The organism is Paenibacillus sp. FSL R10-2736, from assembly GCF_038000245.1.
GTDB classification, from domain to species: domain Bacteria; phylum Bacillota; class Bacilli; order Paenibacillales; family Paenibacillaceae; genus Paenibacillus_AQ; species Paenibacillus_AQ phytohabitans.
The window spans coordinates 2,618,972-2,635,237 of record NZ_JBBOBN010000001.1 but is presented as its reverse complement, the minus strand read 5'-3'; the positions used below and the strand labels follow the sequence as shown (position 1 = coordinate 2,635,237).

Sequence of the window (16,266 nt, the reverse complement as noted above, 5' to 3'; positions counted from 1 at the left end):
AACTGGAGGGGTCCACTTGAACAGGATCACGAATACCGCGGCAACGCCGCTGGATGAACCGCCCGCCGCTGCCCGGAGTACATTTATACGTTTGCTGCAGCTAGGCAAACCTTATACAGGCTGGTATATCATTCTGTGTGTTCTGGCAGCGGTCAGCTCACTCACAACTGTAGGTTTGGCTGAGTCCCTGCGGCGGATTATCAATGCGGCCACCTACCACAACACCACCGGTCTGACAGCCGGAATGACCTTTGCTGCTGTCATCGTAGTTACGGATGCCGGAGTCCACTTTCTGAATACATATCTCTCAGGTCTGCTTGAGATCAAATCTACCTCGAAACTCCAGATGTCCATGCTGACAAGAATGCTGAATGTCCGGATGAAGGATCTGGACCGTTATCATTCCGCCGATCTAATCAGCCGGATGAATGACTCGGCTCCAGCCGCACAGCAGGGAATAAACCGGAAGACGATTGAACTGATCAGCAATCTGCTGCAAATCATCTTTCTGCTCACTTATCTGCTGTCTCTGCAATTTGCTCTGACACTGGGGACAGTCATCATCTGTGCACTGGTTCCGCTGGTTATGCTCCCCTTCACCTCACGGCTCTGCACCATGAATGAGCAGCGCCAGAGCATTGAGAGCGCTCAACAGGCATTCGTTCAGGATTCGATACAGGGCGCTGAGGTGGTGCGCGCCTTCTCCCTTGCTCCCCGTCTACTCGGGCAATTCACGAGCAGAGTCCGGCAATTTAACGCAGTCCACCTGCCGGTCTCTCGGGTAGAGGCTGTAGGTTACAATATGCCTGTGGCTGTTATCCTGGGCGGATTACTGTATGTACTCTCCTATGGCGGCTATCTTGTAATTGGAGGGCGGATTGATGTAGGCGCCGTTGCTGCTTTTCTCATTTGCTTTGAACAAATTTCGAATCCGGTATCGCGGCTTGCCAACCTGTGGACTGAACTGCAGGCTTCGCTGGCACAGGGGAAGCGTTTATTTGAAATCATGGATTTAACCGAAGAAGGCATAAGCCCTGCTAATTCGGGTACCGCAGGGCATCTGGCTGAAGCATGGGATACCGTTAATCTGCCCGTTGCCGGACAGCAGCCGCTCATATTCAACAATGTCAGCTTCGGGTACGGACAAACGAAGGTATTAACTGAAACTCAGCTGCGGATCGAGCCAGGTAAGGTTACCGCTTTCGCCGGAGCCAGCGGGAGCGGCAAGAGCACGATTCTTCAGCTAATGCTTGCAGCTTATGTACCTGACGGAGGAAGCATTTATCACGGCAGCACGCCCCTACATACGATTCCTCCGCGCAGCTGGCGCAGCCGTATCGCCTATGTATCCCAGGAGCCTTATCTGTTCTCCGGAACTCTATACGAGAATATTGCCTGGGGACGGCCGGAAGCCTCCCGAGAAGAGGTGCTAGCTGCCGCACAGAATGCAGGTATCCACGAGTTCATTATGCGAATGCCGCAGGAATACAATACTCTCATCGGTGAGCGAGGGCTTACCTTATCTGGAGGTGAACGCCAGCGTCTATCGATTGCTCGCGCCTTCGTCCGTGAACCGGGGCTGCTGCTGCTTGATGAACCTACCGCTGCCCTTGACAGCCATAATGAAGAGATTGTCCAGCAGGCATTGAAGGCCCTGATGACGAACCGGACAACGGTTGTAGTCGCCCACCGGCTCTCAACTATTAAGTACGCTGATCATATCTACTTCATGGAGGCCGGAGCAATTGTTGAACAAGGGACCCATATAGAGCTGATGGCGCTGCAAGGTAAATATCACGCAATGGCCCAGGCGGGCATTCAGACAGAGGCTGCTGCCGGAGGAGGACTGCAAAATGAATACTAAATCATCTTCACCCGGCCGAATCCGGCTCCGGGAAGCCCTCCAGCGGCTGCTTCCTTATGTTAAGCCATACCGGCTCGGCTTTCTGGCAGCTATAGTGCTGCTAATGGCCAGGCTTGCACTGGATGTCGGGTTTGCTACGATTCAGCAGGTTTTCATTGATACGATCAACAGCACGAACATGCAGTCACTGACACGGATAACCTTAATTTGTTCACTGGCCTGCTTCCTGATTATTCTCTGTCTTATGCTGCAGCATTACTTCCGCTTCACCGTGCACAGCCGGATGGCCTGGGATTTCCGGGCGAAGCTGTTTGACGCCAGCCACCGGCTGCCTTACCGCCAGCTGGAAGCCATGCACTCCGGGGATCTGACCTCCCGGAATACCAAGGATGCCGGAGCGGCCATGGGGATGATTAGCAGTCTGGTCTACGATCTGGGGTATAATCTTCTGCTCTGCCTGGTTGCATTTCTGTATTTGGCCAGTATGGATGTCTGGCTTGCACTCCTTGCACTTGGAACGGGCCCCGTTGTCTTTCTGTCCGGCCGTTTCTTTGACCGCAGACTGCGTAAGCTGTTCACGGAAATCTATGCCCAGGAAGCCTTGCTGCGGGGAATCCTGCAGGAGACCCTCCAGGGGATGAAGGTTATCCGTTCGTTTTCACTGGAGAATACGCTGCTGGGCAGGTATGCAGCTGAACGCGAGCAGTTGAACCGGCTGCAGAAGCAAAAAACTCTGTTAAACGCACTGCTCTGGCATTCTTCAGCCTTCATCAACAATGCAGTAATGATCAGCTGTGCGGTACTAATTGCCCGGTCAGCGCTCCGTGGGGAGACTTCGGCAGGGGAAGTGCTTGCCTTCATCATCCTGATGGGACGTGTTCAGTGGCCATTCGTCCACATGTCGCAGACTTGGGGCGGGGTACAGGAATCACTAGGGGCGGCTGACCGTGTATTTGAGATTCTTGATGCTCCCCGGGAAGGGGCAGCATCTAGCGATGAACAGGATTCTGCTACCGTATCTGCAGCGGTAGCCGCCGCTGAAGCAACCGCCTTGGCGGAAGCTGCTGCACTAAGCATACAGGGGCTGCACTACAGCTTCGCGGGACCCCAGTCCAGGGAGGGAAGCTGTCTGAGCGGGATCCATCTGGAGCTGAAGCATGGCGAGACGGTTGCTGTTGTCGGCCCCAGCGGTTCGGGCAAGACGACACTTGTACGGTTGTGCTGCGGACTCTATGAACCGGAGGCCGGCAGTATTACCGTGTGCGGTTATGGTGTGCATGATCACCTGGAGGCGGCGCGCCGGAGGATCTCCTATGTGCCGCAGAATCCTTACCTGTTCTCCGGCAGCATCCGGGATAATATCGCGTTCAGCGATGAACATGCCAGCGATGAAGAAATCCGGGAAGCTGCCCGCCTGGCAGGTGCAGATGAATTTATTATGCGGATGCCTGAGGGATACGACACGCTGATCGGTGAACACGGCTCTACTTTATCGGGCGGTCAACGGCAGCGCCTCGCCATCGCCAGAGCTTTTCTGCGTAATGCCCCGCTCCTGCTGCTGGATGAAGCTACTTCAGCACTCGACAACGAGTCCGAACGGCTGGTTCAGCAATCGCTTGACCTATTGATGAAAGACCGGACCACCCTCGTGATTGCCCACAGGCTCTCAACGGTAAGGGAGGCTTCGCGGATCATTGTTCTGGATCATGGGAGAATTGTTGAAGAAGGCACACATGATGCGCTCATTGAACAGGATGGGCTCTATGCGGAGCTGTATCATTTACAGTTTAGAACAGCACCGGTTGAAGAATTGGAATCCGCATCCTATGCGAAATCCCTTACTTCAGTATTACCGGCATAACATCAGTTCTCCCGGGAAAACAAATCACAATTACAGACGAAGACCCCGAAAGTCCGTGTCATCACGGCTGCCGGAGTCTTCGTCTCTTTTCAGACTCAAATAAAAATGTCGTAAATTAACGGCTTGATCACGGAGGAATGCTGTATTGTGTACAACAATTTGCGATTAGGGCTGATATCACAAGGGAATTGTTGTATTTCGTGCAACACTTCCATCATTGAAGGTTGTGCGAAGCCCCTGCACTTTTATTTTGAAGCACCAAGCGGAATCGCCCCGCTGTCTCTGGCGTCTGTTATGATTTTGGAAGCGGCCACTTCCCCGTCCTCATCAAACCCTTCAATCTCAAACGGGACACCCGCCGTAACCGGCTGAAAAGCGAACCAAATCGTCCGGTCTGATCCGACTTTAATCAGCTTCGCTTCGGATGTATCCGTTCCTGCCTCCTTCTGCTCGACAGTAATATGCTGAATGGACGGGTTCAGAACATCTCCGATCACCATGGGAAATGGAGTCGAAATATGCTCCAGTTCAGGAAAACACATATAATTTATTGCAGAGCTCTCCGGACCTCCGCCCATTCCATAGCCGCCTCCCCATACCCACTTCCATCCGAGCCAGGTTTTGCGGACATACTCTACTTGAAGATTACTGCTGCCTTGCTGCCCCGCCCGGGTAAGAAATACCAGCTCCCCTCTGGCTGCAGGCTCCTGATGAATTACAGTCATCGTGTCAGAGGCGCGGAACAGCCGGACAGCTTCTTCCGGACTTTTGCCAAGTGGAATCTGGAGGGTCTGGTCCATTCCGAGTGAGCGGGACATCCGCTGGTCAGACCACCCGCCTGGTCTTTCATACATATACAAAAGTAAATAGAGTACGGCTACGGAAGCTAGAATCACTCCGGCAGCCATTCCCAATCTCCGGCTATTCTTCATGAATAATTGCATCCCCTGTCTCATGTGTTTGCGCTTACAATACCTTCCATAATACTATAGAATATTTCAGCGCAGAATACAAAAAAGCCCGTAGAGCAAGCCCCAAAGGGCCTGTCTACAGGCTGTTTGCAATCCATTCTAATATTGTAACTGCTATATTAGGTTCGAATTATTTAACTTCATTTGCTCCGGTTACTTTGCCTTCGATCACAGCAGTAGCCTTCACATCTTCACTTGCATAGTACAGGTTACCGTCGATAGTAGCATCTTTGTACAGGTTGAATCCGTTAGCTTCTACATATACGTCGCCTTTGATTGTACCGCCTTGAACGCGGAAGTTCTCGCTCTGTACAGTTACTTTAGGTGCTGTAAGTGTGTAGGTAGCTGTAACCTTGTGGTCAGCATCCTGTGCATACAGGGCAAGCTTACGGTAGATCGCTGCAGATGCATCGCCTTTGTCATGGAATTCACCGGCTACAACAACATCTTTGTCAACGGTCAGGTCGTTCAGGATGGCTACAATCCAGTTGCCGCTTTCGCTTACAGCAGCAGTGAAGGCATCTGCCTGGTTAACGATGGAAGCTGTTGTTACTGCATCAGTCTGCTCTGTGGCTGGAGCTGTTGTTGCTGCTGTACCTGCATTATTAGCTGCGTTATTATTATTCGATCCACAACCCGACAACAATGCTGCTGATACCCCTGCTACTACTAGAACTTTGAATAATTTCATTTTTAATTCCCCCTGTTTCTTTTAATTAACTTTATTATATATTAAAATTTTATGATAACAACGTGATAGTTTTCACAATATTGTGTCTTTTTTCACAAACAAGCATTATGATTGTTTCACATCTTGCAAAATGCAGGCATTTCATGCTTATTTGTCTAAATTTGTTCGCAAACCTTCTGCGGCTCCAACGGCTGATCCTTTCAATTCTAAAGCCTCCCACTCCTCTCTAAGCAGCCCCATTCGAATAGAATCGTAGAACTGCCCATCGTAGTAACGGCATTTCCGGAGTCTTGCTTCCATCGTCATGCCTAATTTCACCCCGGTTCTGATCATCCGCTCATTCCCGGACCATGTGGTATAGCCTACACGGACCAGCGGATACGCATTGAACAGATGACCGATCCACAGTCTGAGAGCTTTAGTCCCGTAACCACTGCTCCAATATGCCGGATCATAGATGATAATACCCATTTCCAGCCAAAGGGATGGCTCATGCTCCCAATAGTAACTGACGTCGCCTATAACCCCGCCCTCTACTTCTATTACCCAATTATTTCCGCATCCAACAATCTCCGCTCTGTTCCCATAATACTCTTCCCACGGAATCCGCTTGTGTTCGTAGTAAGGTGCATCCCATTTCTTCCACTCCGGTGCTTCCTCTTTGTGTGAGAGCTCCCACAGTCTGAATAGATCCCCTTCAGCTATCGGCCGAATCTGCAATTCATTATCCTGATACATAGATTTCCTCCGTTGCCGCTAATATTTTACATACTGATATTATATTAACTGAACTGCTGAAGCTGTTGCTGGTAGTGAACATTTATAATTAAGGAATACTGAATGTAACGGCTGCTGTAAACTTTTCACGGAGCTTAGCGTTGTATAGGGGAAGGGGGCAGGTCATGGCCAAAGAAACCATTCATCACTTTCTGCAGCAAGCCGGAACTTTGCTATACCGGTATTTGAGGAAACGCGGACTCGCCCGCGAGGATGCTGAAGATATCGTTCAGGACACCTGTTATAAATACTTAATCTATCAGGATGGTATCGGCCCGAAACAAGTCATGGGCTGGATGTTCCGTGTCGCCACCAATCAGTTCTATGATCTCAAGCGAAAAGACAAACGCCATCCGGCGGTCGATGTTGACGATATCCAGCTTCTTTCTTTAACCCATCTGCCGGAGATCCAGCTGCTGAGGCGGGAAACCGCACAGAATATCCGCGACACGCTGTCTATGCTCTCTGAGCAGCATCAGGAGCTGCTGATTCTCAAATATGAGCTGAACCTTACTTATAAGGAGCTCTCGTCCCTGTACGGTATGAATGAGAACACGCTCAAGACTCATGTTACACGCGCCAAAAACCAATTCATCAAACATTATGGGGAGGATTATTAAATGGAACAGAATCATGAGCAGGACCCGTTTATTTTCGGAGGGAAAGGGACTCAGCAGATGATCAAAAAAGCCAGACTCCGCTCCACCCTGAAGACCATTGGCATCATTGTTATCGTAACCCCGGTTATTCTCGCCGTTATCTGGTATGGCCTCTACCACTTGAGACTGAATCAGGGAGACAAGGTACAATCTGAGATTCTCTGGAAAAATGAGATCAGTGCACCTAATGTGCACATCAGCAACCAGTCGGTGAAATTAGACAGCTTTGGCGGCGAAACTTACAATCAGACTTACAAATGGCTGGGCAATAAACCTTATATCTGGCAGCCCATCGAGGAATCCTATAATCTGCTGGGCCACTCTACCGGCAGGTATGGCGCATTCGGAGCGATTTCTCTCCCGGAACAGCTGAGCGCAGCGTCCACACACCGTTACAACTCTGCCACCGGGGACCGGGAAATGATCTTTTATCATCCGGAGATTGATTATGATTCCTATGAGGACAGCATCAGCCAGCTGAAGCAGCTGGGAGACGATACACTTGTGGAGATGGCGTTATCTTTTGACCAGGCCTATACGCTGGATAAGACGCAGATGCTTCTGCCTGCCGGGATGAAGCCTGTCTGGTTATGGACGGATGCATATACTCCCTCTTATAAAAAATACCTGAAGGAAACGCGCCAGACCATCGCAGCTGATTCGATGATCATCTACGGATTTCATGGAGAGCAGTTTGCCCCCTACGGCGGTGTAAACTCCTTCATTAATAGTGTCGAACAGCTGCGGAAGCACGGCAAAAACTTCACCTGGGAAGCAGATCAGGTTCATCAGAGCCTGGCCGGGGATAATGATATTCTGGAACCGGATGATATCACAATCATTGGTGTAGTCGTAACCGGCACCGCTAAACAGCTGGAAGCTCTGCAGAATCAGGCTTATATCAAAGCCTCTACCTTCGGAGTGGTCTCTGATTCCATTACACTTCCTAATTAAGCTGTCATTCTAAGGTAGCTTCCCAGCCGGACGGTTGAATTGGACTTCTTCACTACAGCTTGAGATAATTAAGCCAATCTATCCAAAGATTACTGCAAATCCATAAAGCAAGGAAGCCAGCAGTATGGGCAGCATGATATAAGACTGCCCGGATGACATAACGAAAGGACACAACTATGAACCTGTCAGCACTTTCCGACTCCCTAAAGCCGCTGAATCTGCGGAGCTGTCTGATCCAGCAGCAGGGCCGTCTGATCTTTGAACATTATAGAGATCAGCGCACTTCTTCCGAGATTGCCAAGATCAACTCCTGCACCAAAAGCATACTCTCCGCGCTGGTCTGCATCGCGATGGATCAAGGCCAGCTTTCCGGTCCTTCGGCTCCTATCAGCGAATTCTTCCCGCAGCTCAGCCGTGACGCTGATACACGCAAGCAGCAAATTACAATCGGACAGCTGTTAACCATGTCGGCCGGCTTTCGCTGGACCGAATTCGGCGGAGCGAATTCCTTCCCCAAGATGACCCGTTCCTCCCATTGGGTGAACTATGTACTGGAGCAGCCGCTCGCGGATGAACCGGGAACCCGGATGGAGTATAACTCGGGGATCTCGCAACTGCTGTCGTCTATTGTGGTGCAGGCTTCAGGAATGAGCACAGCAAGATTCGCCGAGCAATATCTCTTCGGACCTCTCGGAATTACGGAGTATGAGTGGGAGACAGATCCCCAAGGCATCCATACGGGCGGCTACGGGCTGAAGCTGAGGCCCGCCGACCTGCTGAAATTCGGACAGCTCTATCTGCAGCAGGGAGTATGGGAGAATTCGCAGATTATATCCGGCGAACGGGTCGCATGTTCGGTTCAGCCGGCTCTGCCGGCTGAACCGCCCCGCCATGGCGGATACGGCTGGCACTGGTGGACAGATTCAATAACGGGTGATACCAGAACCGGGGGGTCTGCTGCTGTGGATTATTATTATTATGCACGCGGGTACGCCGGGCAATATGTATATGTACTGCCGGAGCTTAAGACGGTGGTCGTGCTGACCCGGGACAACATGCGGGGCCGTAACAACCCTCCGCCTGATGCATTCGGCGAGTATATCGCACCTCTGCTTGTTAATCCAGGCGGACTTTAGAAGCCTGCATATAAGCCGCCTCTCCGGTGAAACCAAGCAGCTTCCCGCCTTCTTCACGTACGCTGAAGAAATCCCGGCTTGCCTGCGGTGCCTGCCGGAAGTCGGCTTCTACGCGTTCCCGCTCCAGTTGCGTAAGACCGGCCCGTTCACACCAGGAGGCAAAATCAAACGGTTTGGCCAAGCATATTAACGCTTCCAGACGGAAGCCGGAATGCTCCAGCCTCTGAATCCATTCCGATTTGGGCAGGGCACGGACATGACTGGGATCTCTCAGCTTCTCCACCTCATTATAGAATCTGCCCAGCACTTCGTCCTCCGGCACAACATTATCGATCAGCTGGAGTCTTCCGCCCGTCTTCAGCACCCGGTAAGCTTCGGAGATAAAAGCCTGAACCACCGGGAAGTGGTGGACCTGCTTAGCTTTATTTAACTCTATTCCTTAATTTATGGGCAGCATAACACAAGAGCGGGCACAGGAGGTTAAAGAAGAATACGTTCAGATACCAGACTTCATTAAGCTCGGTAATCACGGAAGGATTATCCCAGACATTCATCGCCAGCGGAATACTGGCCAGGGCCAGTGGTATCAGGAGTCCGGTATGTTGCTTAAGCCCGAATAACTCCGCACAGCCGTGAGCAGCGATATAGAAGGTAAGTATCAGGCGGTAAAAGATAACGATGAACCAGATCACCGTAACCACGGTTTCACTCCGCTCATAGAATCCGCCGATGGTGACCGTTTTGGCCGCAAACTGGCTTACATAAGGCATATTTGGAGGAAGACTTTCTCCGAGCACCATGATAATGAGTGCCGTAAGTAATACTAAGGTGATGCCGGTAATCCACGTGCTGTGGATCAGTGCCTTTTTATAGGCTTGTTTATTCTTCATCAATGGGACCAGGAACAGACTTAACGCAACCTCACTGTTGGGATAAGCCATGAAATTTATTGTACCTTCAACAACAGGATGAACACCCTTCTCAAAAACAGGCAGAAAGTTGCTCCAGTCCGCCCCATATATAAGTGAGAGCAGCAGCATTACCAGCAGTACCAAAGCAATGGGAAAGGTAATCTCCGTGGATCTGCACACCGCGTTAAACCCTTTGTACAGGCAGTACACCAGTGCGAACAGGATCAGCGCGTAAATCGCTGATGGCGGCGTTTCTATAAACAGATCATTGCTGGTAAAGTCACCTAAACTGCGGAGCGTCAAAATAAAGATCAGAAAAGGCACAAAAAACAGGTATAACGCCAGCATGGTTTTTCCTGCTGTTTTACCCAAAGTACGTACTAAGTATTGCCCCATGGTGTCGCCGTTCATTTGACTGTATATGGCTACAAATAACGGGATGATCAGCATTTGAAACAGCATGCCGAGCAGGATGGGAGCCCAGGCGTCTTTTCCCGACAAACCGATCATCATCGAGGGAAGCCCGAGAAGCGCACTCCCCCAATAATGCAGCGCTAACAGCATAGTCAACTGGCGGGAGCTCATCTGCTCTTCCCCTCCTCTTTACAGTCAGATTCCCTGGGTCAGCCAGTTCCGAATAACCGGTTCACTTGCCCAAGCAAGCTAATGAACGGCCTTAGTAAATCCGGGATGATCCAGTTCTCCGCTAACATAATACCTAATCCGAGTGCGATAGCATACAGGCTGTAGACAATCACTTTATCCCGGACATTTGCCCGCTTCCCCCGGAACCGGCGGATCTGCCATGCCCACAGCAGCACATTAGCTGAGATCAGAAAAATACTCATGGCTCCTCTTCCTTCAATGGAGGATTCACGATTCTTCCTCTGCCCTTAATGGTATAATCCATAACCACCTTCACATCCATCTTGCTGAATTCCTCATTCCACTGATTATGCTTGCTGGCCCAATACGCGGGATACTTCTTATGAAACTTAGTGCCGAAGCCGAAAATATCCACACCAAAATCGCTCTGCACTTTGCGGATACCGCCGGCAATCAGTTCCTGTGTGCGTTTCGCAGCCTGTGTCTTCATCATGTCCAGTACTTCACGGCTGTTCAAATCGAGACTGCATTCCACCTCTGCAATATTGGCTTCAATCGTTATCTTTACCGTGGCAGAGGGTTGTCCATTATGAAGCTCAGGGATAATCCTGGATTTAGCCTGCAGGACCTCCATCACAAAAGTCCCCGCTTTATCCGGACAATCTACCTTGCCCACCGTGGATTTTACTTTTCCGGTCACATAGTTATAGGCTTTGCTGTCACTCTCATTCAGCCAGCCGAGCAGCACATCATCCTTCATCACCCCGATGCCCCGGTACTCGAATTTCAGCGGACTGTTGATAGATTCCACATTTTCTTTGGTTTTGCCCTTTTCCAGGTTGCCTACCAGATGAAGACCGGTTAACACCGCCTCCTGCCCGTCCAGATCAAACCACTTCATCAGGTCAAGCAGACGCACTGCGGAGGTGGGTGCCCAATTCTTCTGGGAACCGTTCAGAGAATCATACAGATCCCTGGCCGGGAGACGTTCAAGAGGAGTCATAATAGACAAGGCATCGTAGGCACTGCCGTCCCGGACGATGGCAACATCAAAGTCCGGCCGTACTTCATGATCCCTGAACAGGAAATCGAGCGGTTTACGGATGCCGTCTTTAGCCATAGCTTCATCGAGTAAAAGCATGCTTAAATGCGATAAATAAATTTTACGCGGCAGCTTGGTCGTTAATTTGCGTAAAGCCTCCATAATCGTAGCTGCTTCAGTATCAACCACAAGGGCTGGAGGACCTCCGCTGCCTCCGCTGCTGGCAGCGGCCAGACTGGGTGCGACAATCTGCACTGTCACCCGGTACCCCTTGTCCGTCCGGTCAATGCCAAGACCGATGGCTACAGCCAAATCCCCCAGTTCCTTGCGGCTCCAGCAGCCGGACAGCGCCGTTACCATCACGGCCAGCGCACAGATCAGCATTACCGGTCTTCTCATCATTAGACTCCATCCTTGCTGCGTTTATTCCGCGGGCTTGACCAGTAGGGGCTGCGAAAGACGCCATCTGCCTGTTCTTTTCTCAGATAAGGGGCATAGGGGCGCATATAAGGGATTCCCACAGACTGCAGGCTGCATAAATGCACGACAAGAATGAGGAATCCGACGGTTATCCCGTAAATGCCGAAGGAAGCAGACGCACCCATAAACAGGAAACGGATCATCCGGATGGAAATAGACATATTGTAGGCGGGAATGACAAAGCTTGATATCCCGGTAATCGCAACTACAATAACCATCCCTGCCGAGACAATGCCGGCATCCACCGCAGCCTGTCCTACGATCAGCGTCCCCACAATGGATACAGCCTGGCCGATGTTGCGGGGCATGCGGATTCCCGCTTCCCGTATAATTTCGAAAGTGATCTCCATCAGAGTTGCTTCAACAAAGGCCGGAAACGGTACCCCCTCGCGCTGAAACATGATACTCAGCAGCAGCCGTGTGGGCAGCAGATCCTGATGGAAGGTTGTGATGGCGATGTATAGACCGGGAGCAAAAACACTGATGATTACAGCGGCAAGGCGCAGGACCCGAACCAGACTGGAAAATAGATAAGGCTGATAGCTGTCCTCCGCAGACTGGATAAAATCTATAAACAAGGAAGGAACAATCATTGCAAACGGGGTTCCGTCAACTATAATAGCTACTCTTCCTTCAGCCAGCCCTGCGGTAATGCTGTCCGGCCTTTCCGTGTTAAGAATGGTAGGAAATACGGTGTATTTGTTTCCCTGCAGATATTCCTCGATATATTCGCCTTCGAGTACCATTTTCAGTCCGATCTCATCGAACATCTCCGCTATTCTATCCAGGACCGGCTCATCTGCCAGACCTTCTATGTACAATATGGAGACATCGGTTTGAGTGACTTGCCCCACGGAGCGGGTAACAATTCTAAGCCGCTCATCCTTCATTTTTCTGCGGATCATGGTAATATTGGTCCGGAGGTCATCCGTGAAAGCCTCCTGCGGTCCCCGGATTACGGTCTCTGTTTTGGTTTCTCCGATGCTTCGTTTCTCATATCCCTGAATGGCAAGAGCGAGCGCTTCATCATAACCGTCAATAAGCATCAGCAGGCAACCGGACAAAATATCTTTAACCGCACCTGTCAAATCCCCGGTGGTTCTAACCTGCCCTGCGGTCAGGATCTGATCGCTGAAGTACCGGGGCAGGCTGTATCCCTCCGGGACGGGCGGAGCTGACTGAATGGCCGGAATAATCGATTCCTGCAGCACTTGACTGTTCACCATACCATCCAGAAATATTAATTGAATTACACATTCCCTCTCCAGGCTGCTCCAGTCCAGACGAATGGACCGCACGCTGACATCTGAGCTGGCGCCTAATCTATGGCAGATCAGTTCCGTATTGATGAAGGCCTCAAGGCTGAGACGCTGGAGGTGGGGGTCATGCGGCTTACGGGACTCCTGATCATGGAATTTCATGCTGATGTCTCCCTGCTGCTGATATCTCTTCCTTATGGAGTCTAGTGTTGCCTAACAGGGTTTATTTCTAAACAAAAAACTCCATTTCAGCCGCACTGGCGAAATGGAGTAGCTTATGTATATACGCATAAATCCCCGCTGCCTGATTACTTGAGGCACGGGGATTTATGTGTTTATTCCTGTATTCAATTCAATCATTTCCTCCTGCTAACAAAGCCATATCCCTGACATGGTGATTGTTCAAATTTCATGTTACCGTGTTGCCCGTTCGCTCCTCTTCGGAGTGTTGCTCCATGTCCTGCATATGGGGTGGATTCCCGCGTACACGATTTCACGAAAAACGTTTTCACGGACGTTTTCCCTGCTGTGAAGAATCGTTTTAGTACGCTTCGCTAACCTTTTTCAACGGAATCACGCTCTTTCTTCCGCAAGATTACTCTTGCTTGAATGAATAGCTTTGGTTCATCTTCAAAGATTTGCTCTTGGGTTCCCGCATACCCACGATCTGCCAGAAGATGTTATCATCCACCTTCCTCATCAGCAGCCGATTCCGGCACGCTTCGCTAACGCTAGTACATCGGGATTCTCTCCTTTCCTTCATTCATTGCTAAATTTAGGAATGAGGCAATCACCTGTAGTTACCACCTGTGGATTGTTGCTGTGGCTCCTTTGGTGATGTCTACATTATAACCCAGAAACAATAAAATTTAAAACTTCAAAAACCTGCATATCCCGGCATAATCCCTGAAATTCCCTGCTATTTATAAGCAGAATGCCCATGCCTAACGATTACTCTTTTTAGGGATAATTTGCTCCTGCTTGCTGATTTCATGTCATGTATGCGTTATCATTGCAGGTTGTTTAATGATTCCTGGGACCACAAAGAAAGCCGGAAAGCCGCACTGCTGCCTGCTTACCGGCCTACTTTTACATGGACAGACTGTGATTGTTCTTCCTGCGGTTCAACACAATCAGCAAATAGATGCCAAATATCAGATAGAGAATATTCAGAATGGACACCAGCAGAAGCTCATGCTCCACATTCTCATTGCTGACCATCGCCAGTGCATCATAGATGAAATGGAAGCCGATCAGCGGAATAATATTGTTGCCTGCCTCAATCAGCAGCGCGAGGACGAAGCCCAGCAGCAGCGCATTGGCTACCTGGAGAAGTGTGCTTATGATATCTTTTCCGCCAAGCGCGTTGGCCATATGTAGAACACCAAAGAATACAGACGAGAAAACAATATAAAAGACAGGCCCCTTATGCTTCAGCTTATCTCTGATAATTCCTCTGAAAATTGATTCCTCCGTGTATCCCACCAGCAACGTCATGATCACGATACTGATCACCTCAGCTGCAGTCAGCTCCACATTGATTCCACTCATAAGCGGCTGGGCCACTGCAAGAAGCAGCATGGGGATGTAGAACAGCACAGGCCTGGCCTGCTTGGCCTCAAGCTTGCGGAAGCCGAAGCTTACCAGCGAGGAATCCTTTCTTTTCATATATACCGTAACGATAATAGCCATAACCAGGAAGGCGCAGGCCTGGGCATTCCTGACCCCCATATCCCCGAACTCCTGAATGCTAGCTACTGCGGATGCTACGGATACGAGCAGGGTCAGGACAACCCCAAGCATCAGCGAGAATATAACCGGATGTCCTTTTGCAGCGGTGTTCTTCATTTGTTAGCTCCTTTATGTAGTTGGTTTCATCATTGCCATTCAAGGACAATAATGGATTTATTGTAAACGATCGCTTGGAAATATACTACAGTTTTCACTGCGGTTACCACCCCTTCCATTCAGGAGCACAGAGACAGATTCATCCGCTGACTTGCCGTCCTCTACAACAATCTATCTTTAATCTGCAGAACAACTTCATCCAGTCCGATCTCACTTGTATCCACTGAATGTGAAGGCATTCCTGCATAAGTGCTTATCCGTTCCAGACTCCGATTGATCTGCTCCTCCGTTCTATGATCTTCCTGCATCCGCTGCCTGAGTGCTGATTCCGAACAGGTCAGTGTAATTACCTGATGTTCAAATTCCAGATCTGACAGCCTAGCGAGCAAACGGTCAATCATCTCTTTACGGTGAAGAACCCAACTGAAGATTACGTAATCGAACGACGTATTCGTTAAGAAGCTGTGCAGCAAGTAGTTAATGTTATTCTCAACCATAATGATATTCTCGTCATTCACAGTCCAAGGCTGCATCATCCAGCACCAGTCCCCATCCAACCATACGGAGCGGTCCAGCGACTTGAATAGCTGTTTACATACTGAACTCTTGCCAACGCCCATTGTACCGTTTACGATGATGAGCTTTTTCATTACAATCTCTCCCTCCTTAAAATAACCGTATTGTCATATCCTACATTGTAATAGCTAATGCAATATATCACATCACTTTACCTAATATTCCAGTGGGAAATACGGCTGACGCATGCTATAATCTCTGAGTCCTATAGTGAGAATTGAACATAAGTATGGGGGTTGCAGGAGGTTTCGCTCAACATGAACAGTCCTATTAAAATTTTTAAAGTGACCGTACAGCTGGAGAAGGATGAATACGATGTCGAGGCCAGTCATTGGAGACTGCTGACGGAAACGAACCGCTACTATGAGATCAAACCCGAAAGCGGCCCTGTAAAGCGGATTTACAAAGAGAAATTGAATACGGTAGTGGATGATACCAAATCCTATACAGATGGATATCTGGCTTGTTCGGCATTCTGTATCGAAGACCGTATTCATGATATGCATATCGAAATGCTGCACAAGCTGCGGATGAAGGTCAATGCTTATATGGATGAGCTGCAGCTGAACCAGCAGGCCATCGAGCTGCAGATCAAGAGCCCCAAGGCTGTTCCGCACAAGAAGTAACCCTA

The 16,266-nt window shown here is 49.9% G+C and carries 16 protein-coding genes; 6 read left to right on the top strand and 10 right to left on the bottom strand.

The window, feature by feature from the left end:
• The first annotated feature begins 16 nt into the window (after window positions 1–16).
• Window positions 17–1,864, top strand: a complete 1,848-nt coding sequence (locus tag NSQ73_RS11145) for an ABC transporter ATP-binding protein (RefSeq protein WP_340986455.1) — start codon at window positions 17–19, stop codon at window positions 1,862–1,864.
• Window positions 1,854–3,725, top strand: a complete 1,872-nt coding sequence (locus NSQ73_RS11140; protein ID WP_340986453.1) for an ABC transporter ATP-binding protein — start codon at window positions 1,854–1,856, stop codon at window positions 3,723–3,725. Before NSQ73_RS11145 ends, NSQ73_RS11140 begins: the two co-directional genes overlap by 11 nt.
• Before the next feature lie 245 nt (window positions 3,726–3,970).
• Here NSQ73_RS11140 and NSQ73_RS11135 read toward each other — a convergent pair whose 3' ends face one another.
• The 3 genes from NSQ73_RS11135 to NSQ73_RS11125 all read right to left on the bottom strand — a co-directional run bounded on the left by NSQ73_RS11135 (window position 3,971) and on the right by NSQ73_RS11125 (window position 6,125).
• Window positions 3,971–4,657 carry a hypothetical protein gene (locus NSQ73_RS11135; RefSeq protein ID WP_340986452.1) on the bottom strand — a complete coding sequence of 229 codons (687 nt, stop codon included), beginning with the start codon at window positions 4,655–4,657 and terminating at the stop codon, window positions 3,971–3,973.
• A 169-nt stretch (window positions 4,658–4,826) separates the two neighbouring features.
• Window positions 4,827–5,387: a polymer-forming cytoskeletal protein gene (locus NSQ73_RS11130; protein ID WP_171716236.1), complete on the bottom strand. Its 561-nt coding sequence runs from the start codon at window positions 5,385–5,387 to the stop codon at window positions 4,827–4,829.
• A 147-nt stretch (window positions 5,388–5,534) separates the two neighbouring features.
• Window positions 5,535–6,125, bottom strand: coding sequence for a GNAT family N-acetyltransferase (locus NSQ73_RS11125; RefSeq protein ID WP_340986451.1), 591 nt, complete (start codon window positions 6,123–6,125; stop codon window positions 5,535–5,537).
• Window positions 6,126–6,289: 164 nt separating this feature from the next.
• Between NSQ73_RS11125 and NSQ73_RS11120 the strand changes: the two genes are divergently transcribed.
• From NSQ73_RS11120 to NSQ73_RS11110, 3 genes are all read left to right on the top strand, one after another.
• A complete protein-coding gene (locus NSQ73_RS11120; protein WP_340986450.1) occupies window positions 6,290–6,784 on the top strand; it encodes an RNA polymerase sigma factor in 495 nt (164 codons plus the stop codon).
• A complete protein-coding gene (locus NSQ73_RS11115) occupies window positions 6,785–7,777 on the top strand; it encodes an anti sigma factor C-terminal domain-containing protein (RefSeq protein WP_340986449.1) in 993 nt (330 codons plus the stop codon). It abuts the gene before it with no gap.
• A gap of 176 nt (window positions 7,778–7,953) precedes the next feature.
• Window positions 7,954–8,913, top strand: a complete 960-nt coding sequence (locus tag NSQ73_RS11110) for a serine hydrolase domain-containing protein (RefSeq protein WP_340986447.1) — start codon at window positions 7,954–7,956, stop codon at window positions 8,911–8,913.
• Here NSQ73_RS11110 and NSQ73_RS11105 read toward each other — a convergent pair.
• The 7 genes from NSQ73_RS11105 to NSQ73_RS11075 all read right to left on the bottom strand — a co-directional run bounded on the left by NSQ73_RS11105 (window position 8,894) and on the right by NSQ73_RS11075 (window position 15,709).
• Window positions 8,894–9,310 carry a hypothetical protein gene (locus tag NSQ73_RS11105; protein ID WP_340986446.1) on the bottom strand — a complete coding sequence of 139 codons (417 nt, stop codon included), beginning with the start codon at window positions 9,308–9,310 and terminating at the stop codon, window positions 8,894–8,896. The two genes, NSQ73_RS11110 and NSQ73_RS11105, sit on opposite strands and share 20 nt — an antisense overlap.
• 25 nt (window positions 9,311–9,335) lie before the next feature.
• Window positions 9,336–10,409, bottom strand: coding sequence for a GerAB/ArcD/ProY family transporter (locus tag NSQ73_RS11100; protein WP_340986444.1), 1,074 nt, complete (start codon window positions 10,407–10,409; stop codon window positions 9,336–9,338).
• A gap of 38 nt (window positions 10,410–10,447) precedes the next feature.
• A complete protein-coding gene (locus NSQ73_RS11095) occupies window positions 10,448–10,672 on the bottom strand; it encodes a hypothetical protein (protein ID WP_340986442.1) in 225 nt (74 codons plus the stop codon).
• Complete coding sequence (locus tag NSQ73_RS11090; RefSeq protein WP_340986441.1) at window positions 10,669–11,874, bottom strand: Ger(x)C family spore germination protein; 1,206 nt, start codon at window positions 11,872–11,874, stop codon at window positions 10,669–10,671. The genes NSQ73_RS11095 and NSQ73_RS11090 overlap by 4 nt, the downstream gene beginning before the upstream one ends.
• A complete protein-coding gene (locus tag NSQ73_RS11085; RefSeq protein ID WP_340986439.1) occupies window positions 11,874–13,373 on the bottom strand; it encodes a spore germination protein in 1,500 nt (499 codons plus the stop codon). The genes NSQ73_RS11090 and NSQ73_RS11085 overlap by 1 nt, the downstream gene beginning before the upstream one ends.
• 927 nt (window positions 13,374–14,300) lie before the next feature.
• Window positions 14,301–15,059 carry a CPBP family intramembrane glutamic endopeptidase gene (locus tag NSQ73_RS11080; RefSeq protein WP_340986438.1) on the bottom strand — a complete coding sequence of 253 codons (759 nt, stop codon included), beginning with the start codon at window positions 15,057–15,059 and terminating at the stop codon, window positions 14,301–14,303.
• Window positions 15,060–15,220: 161 nt separating this feature from the next.
• Complete coding sequence (locus NSQ73_RS11075; RefSeq protein WP_042138417.1) at window positions 15,221–15,709, bottom strand: AAA family ATPase; 489 nt, start codon at window positions 15,707–15,709, stop codon at window positions 15,221–15,223.
• Between the two features lie 183 nt (window positions 15,710–15,892).
• Between NSQ73_RS11075 and NSQ73_RS11070 the strand changes: the two genes are divergently transcribed.
• Window positions 15,893–16,261, top strand: coding sequence for a hypothetical protein (locus NSQ73_RS11070; protein ID WP_042138419.1), 369 nt, complete (start codon window positions 15,893–15,895; stop codon window positions 16,259–16,261).
• Window positions 16,262–16,266 lie beyond the last annotated feature (5 nt).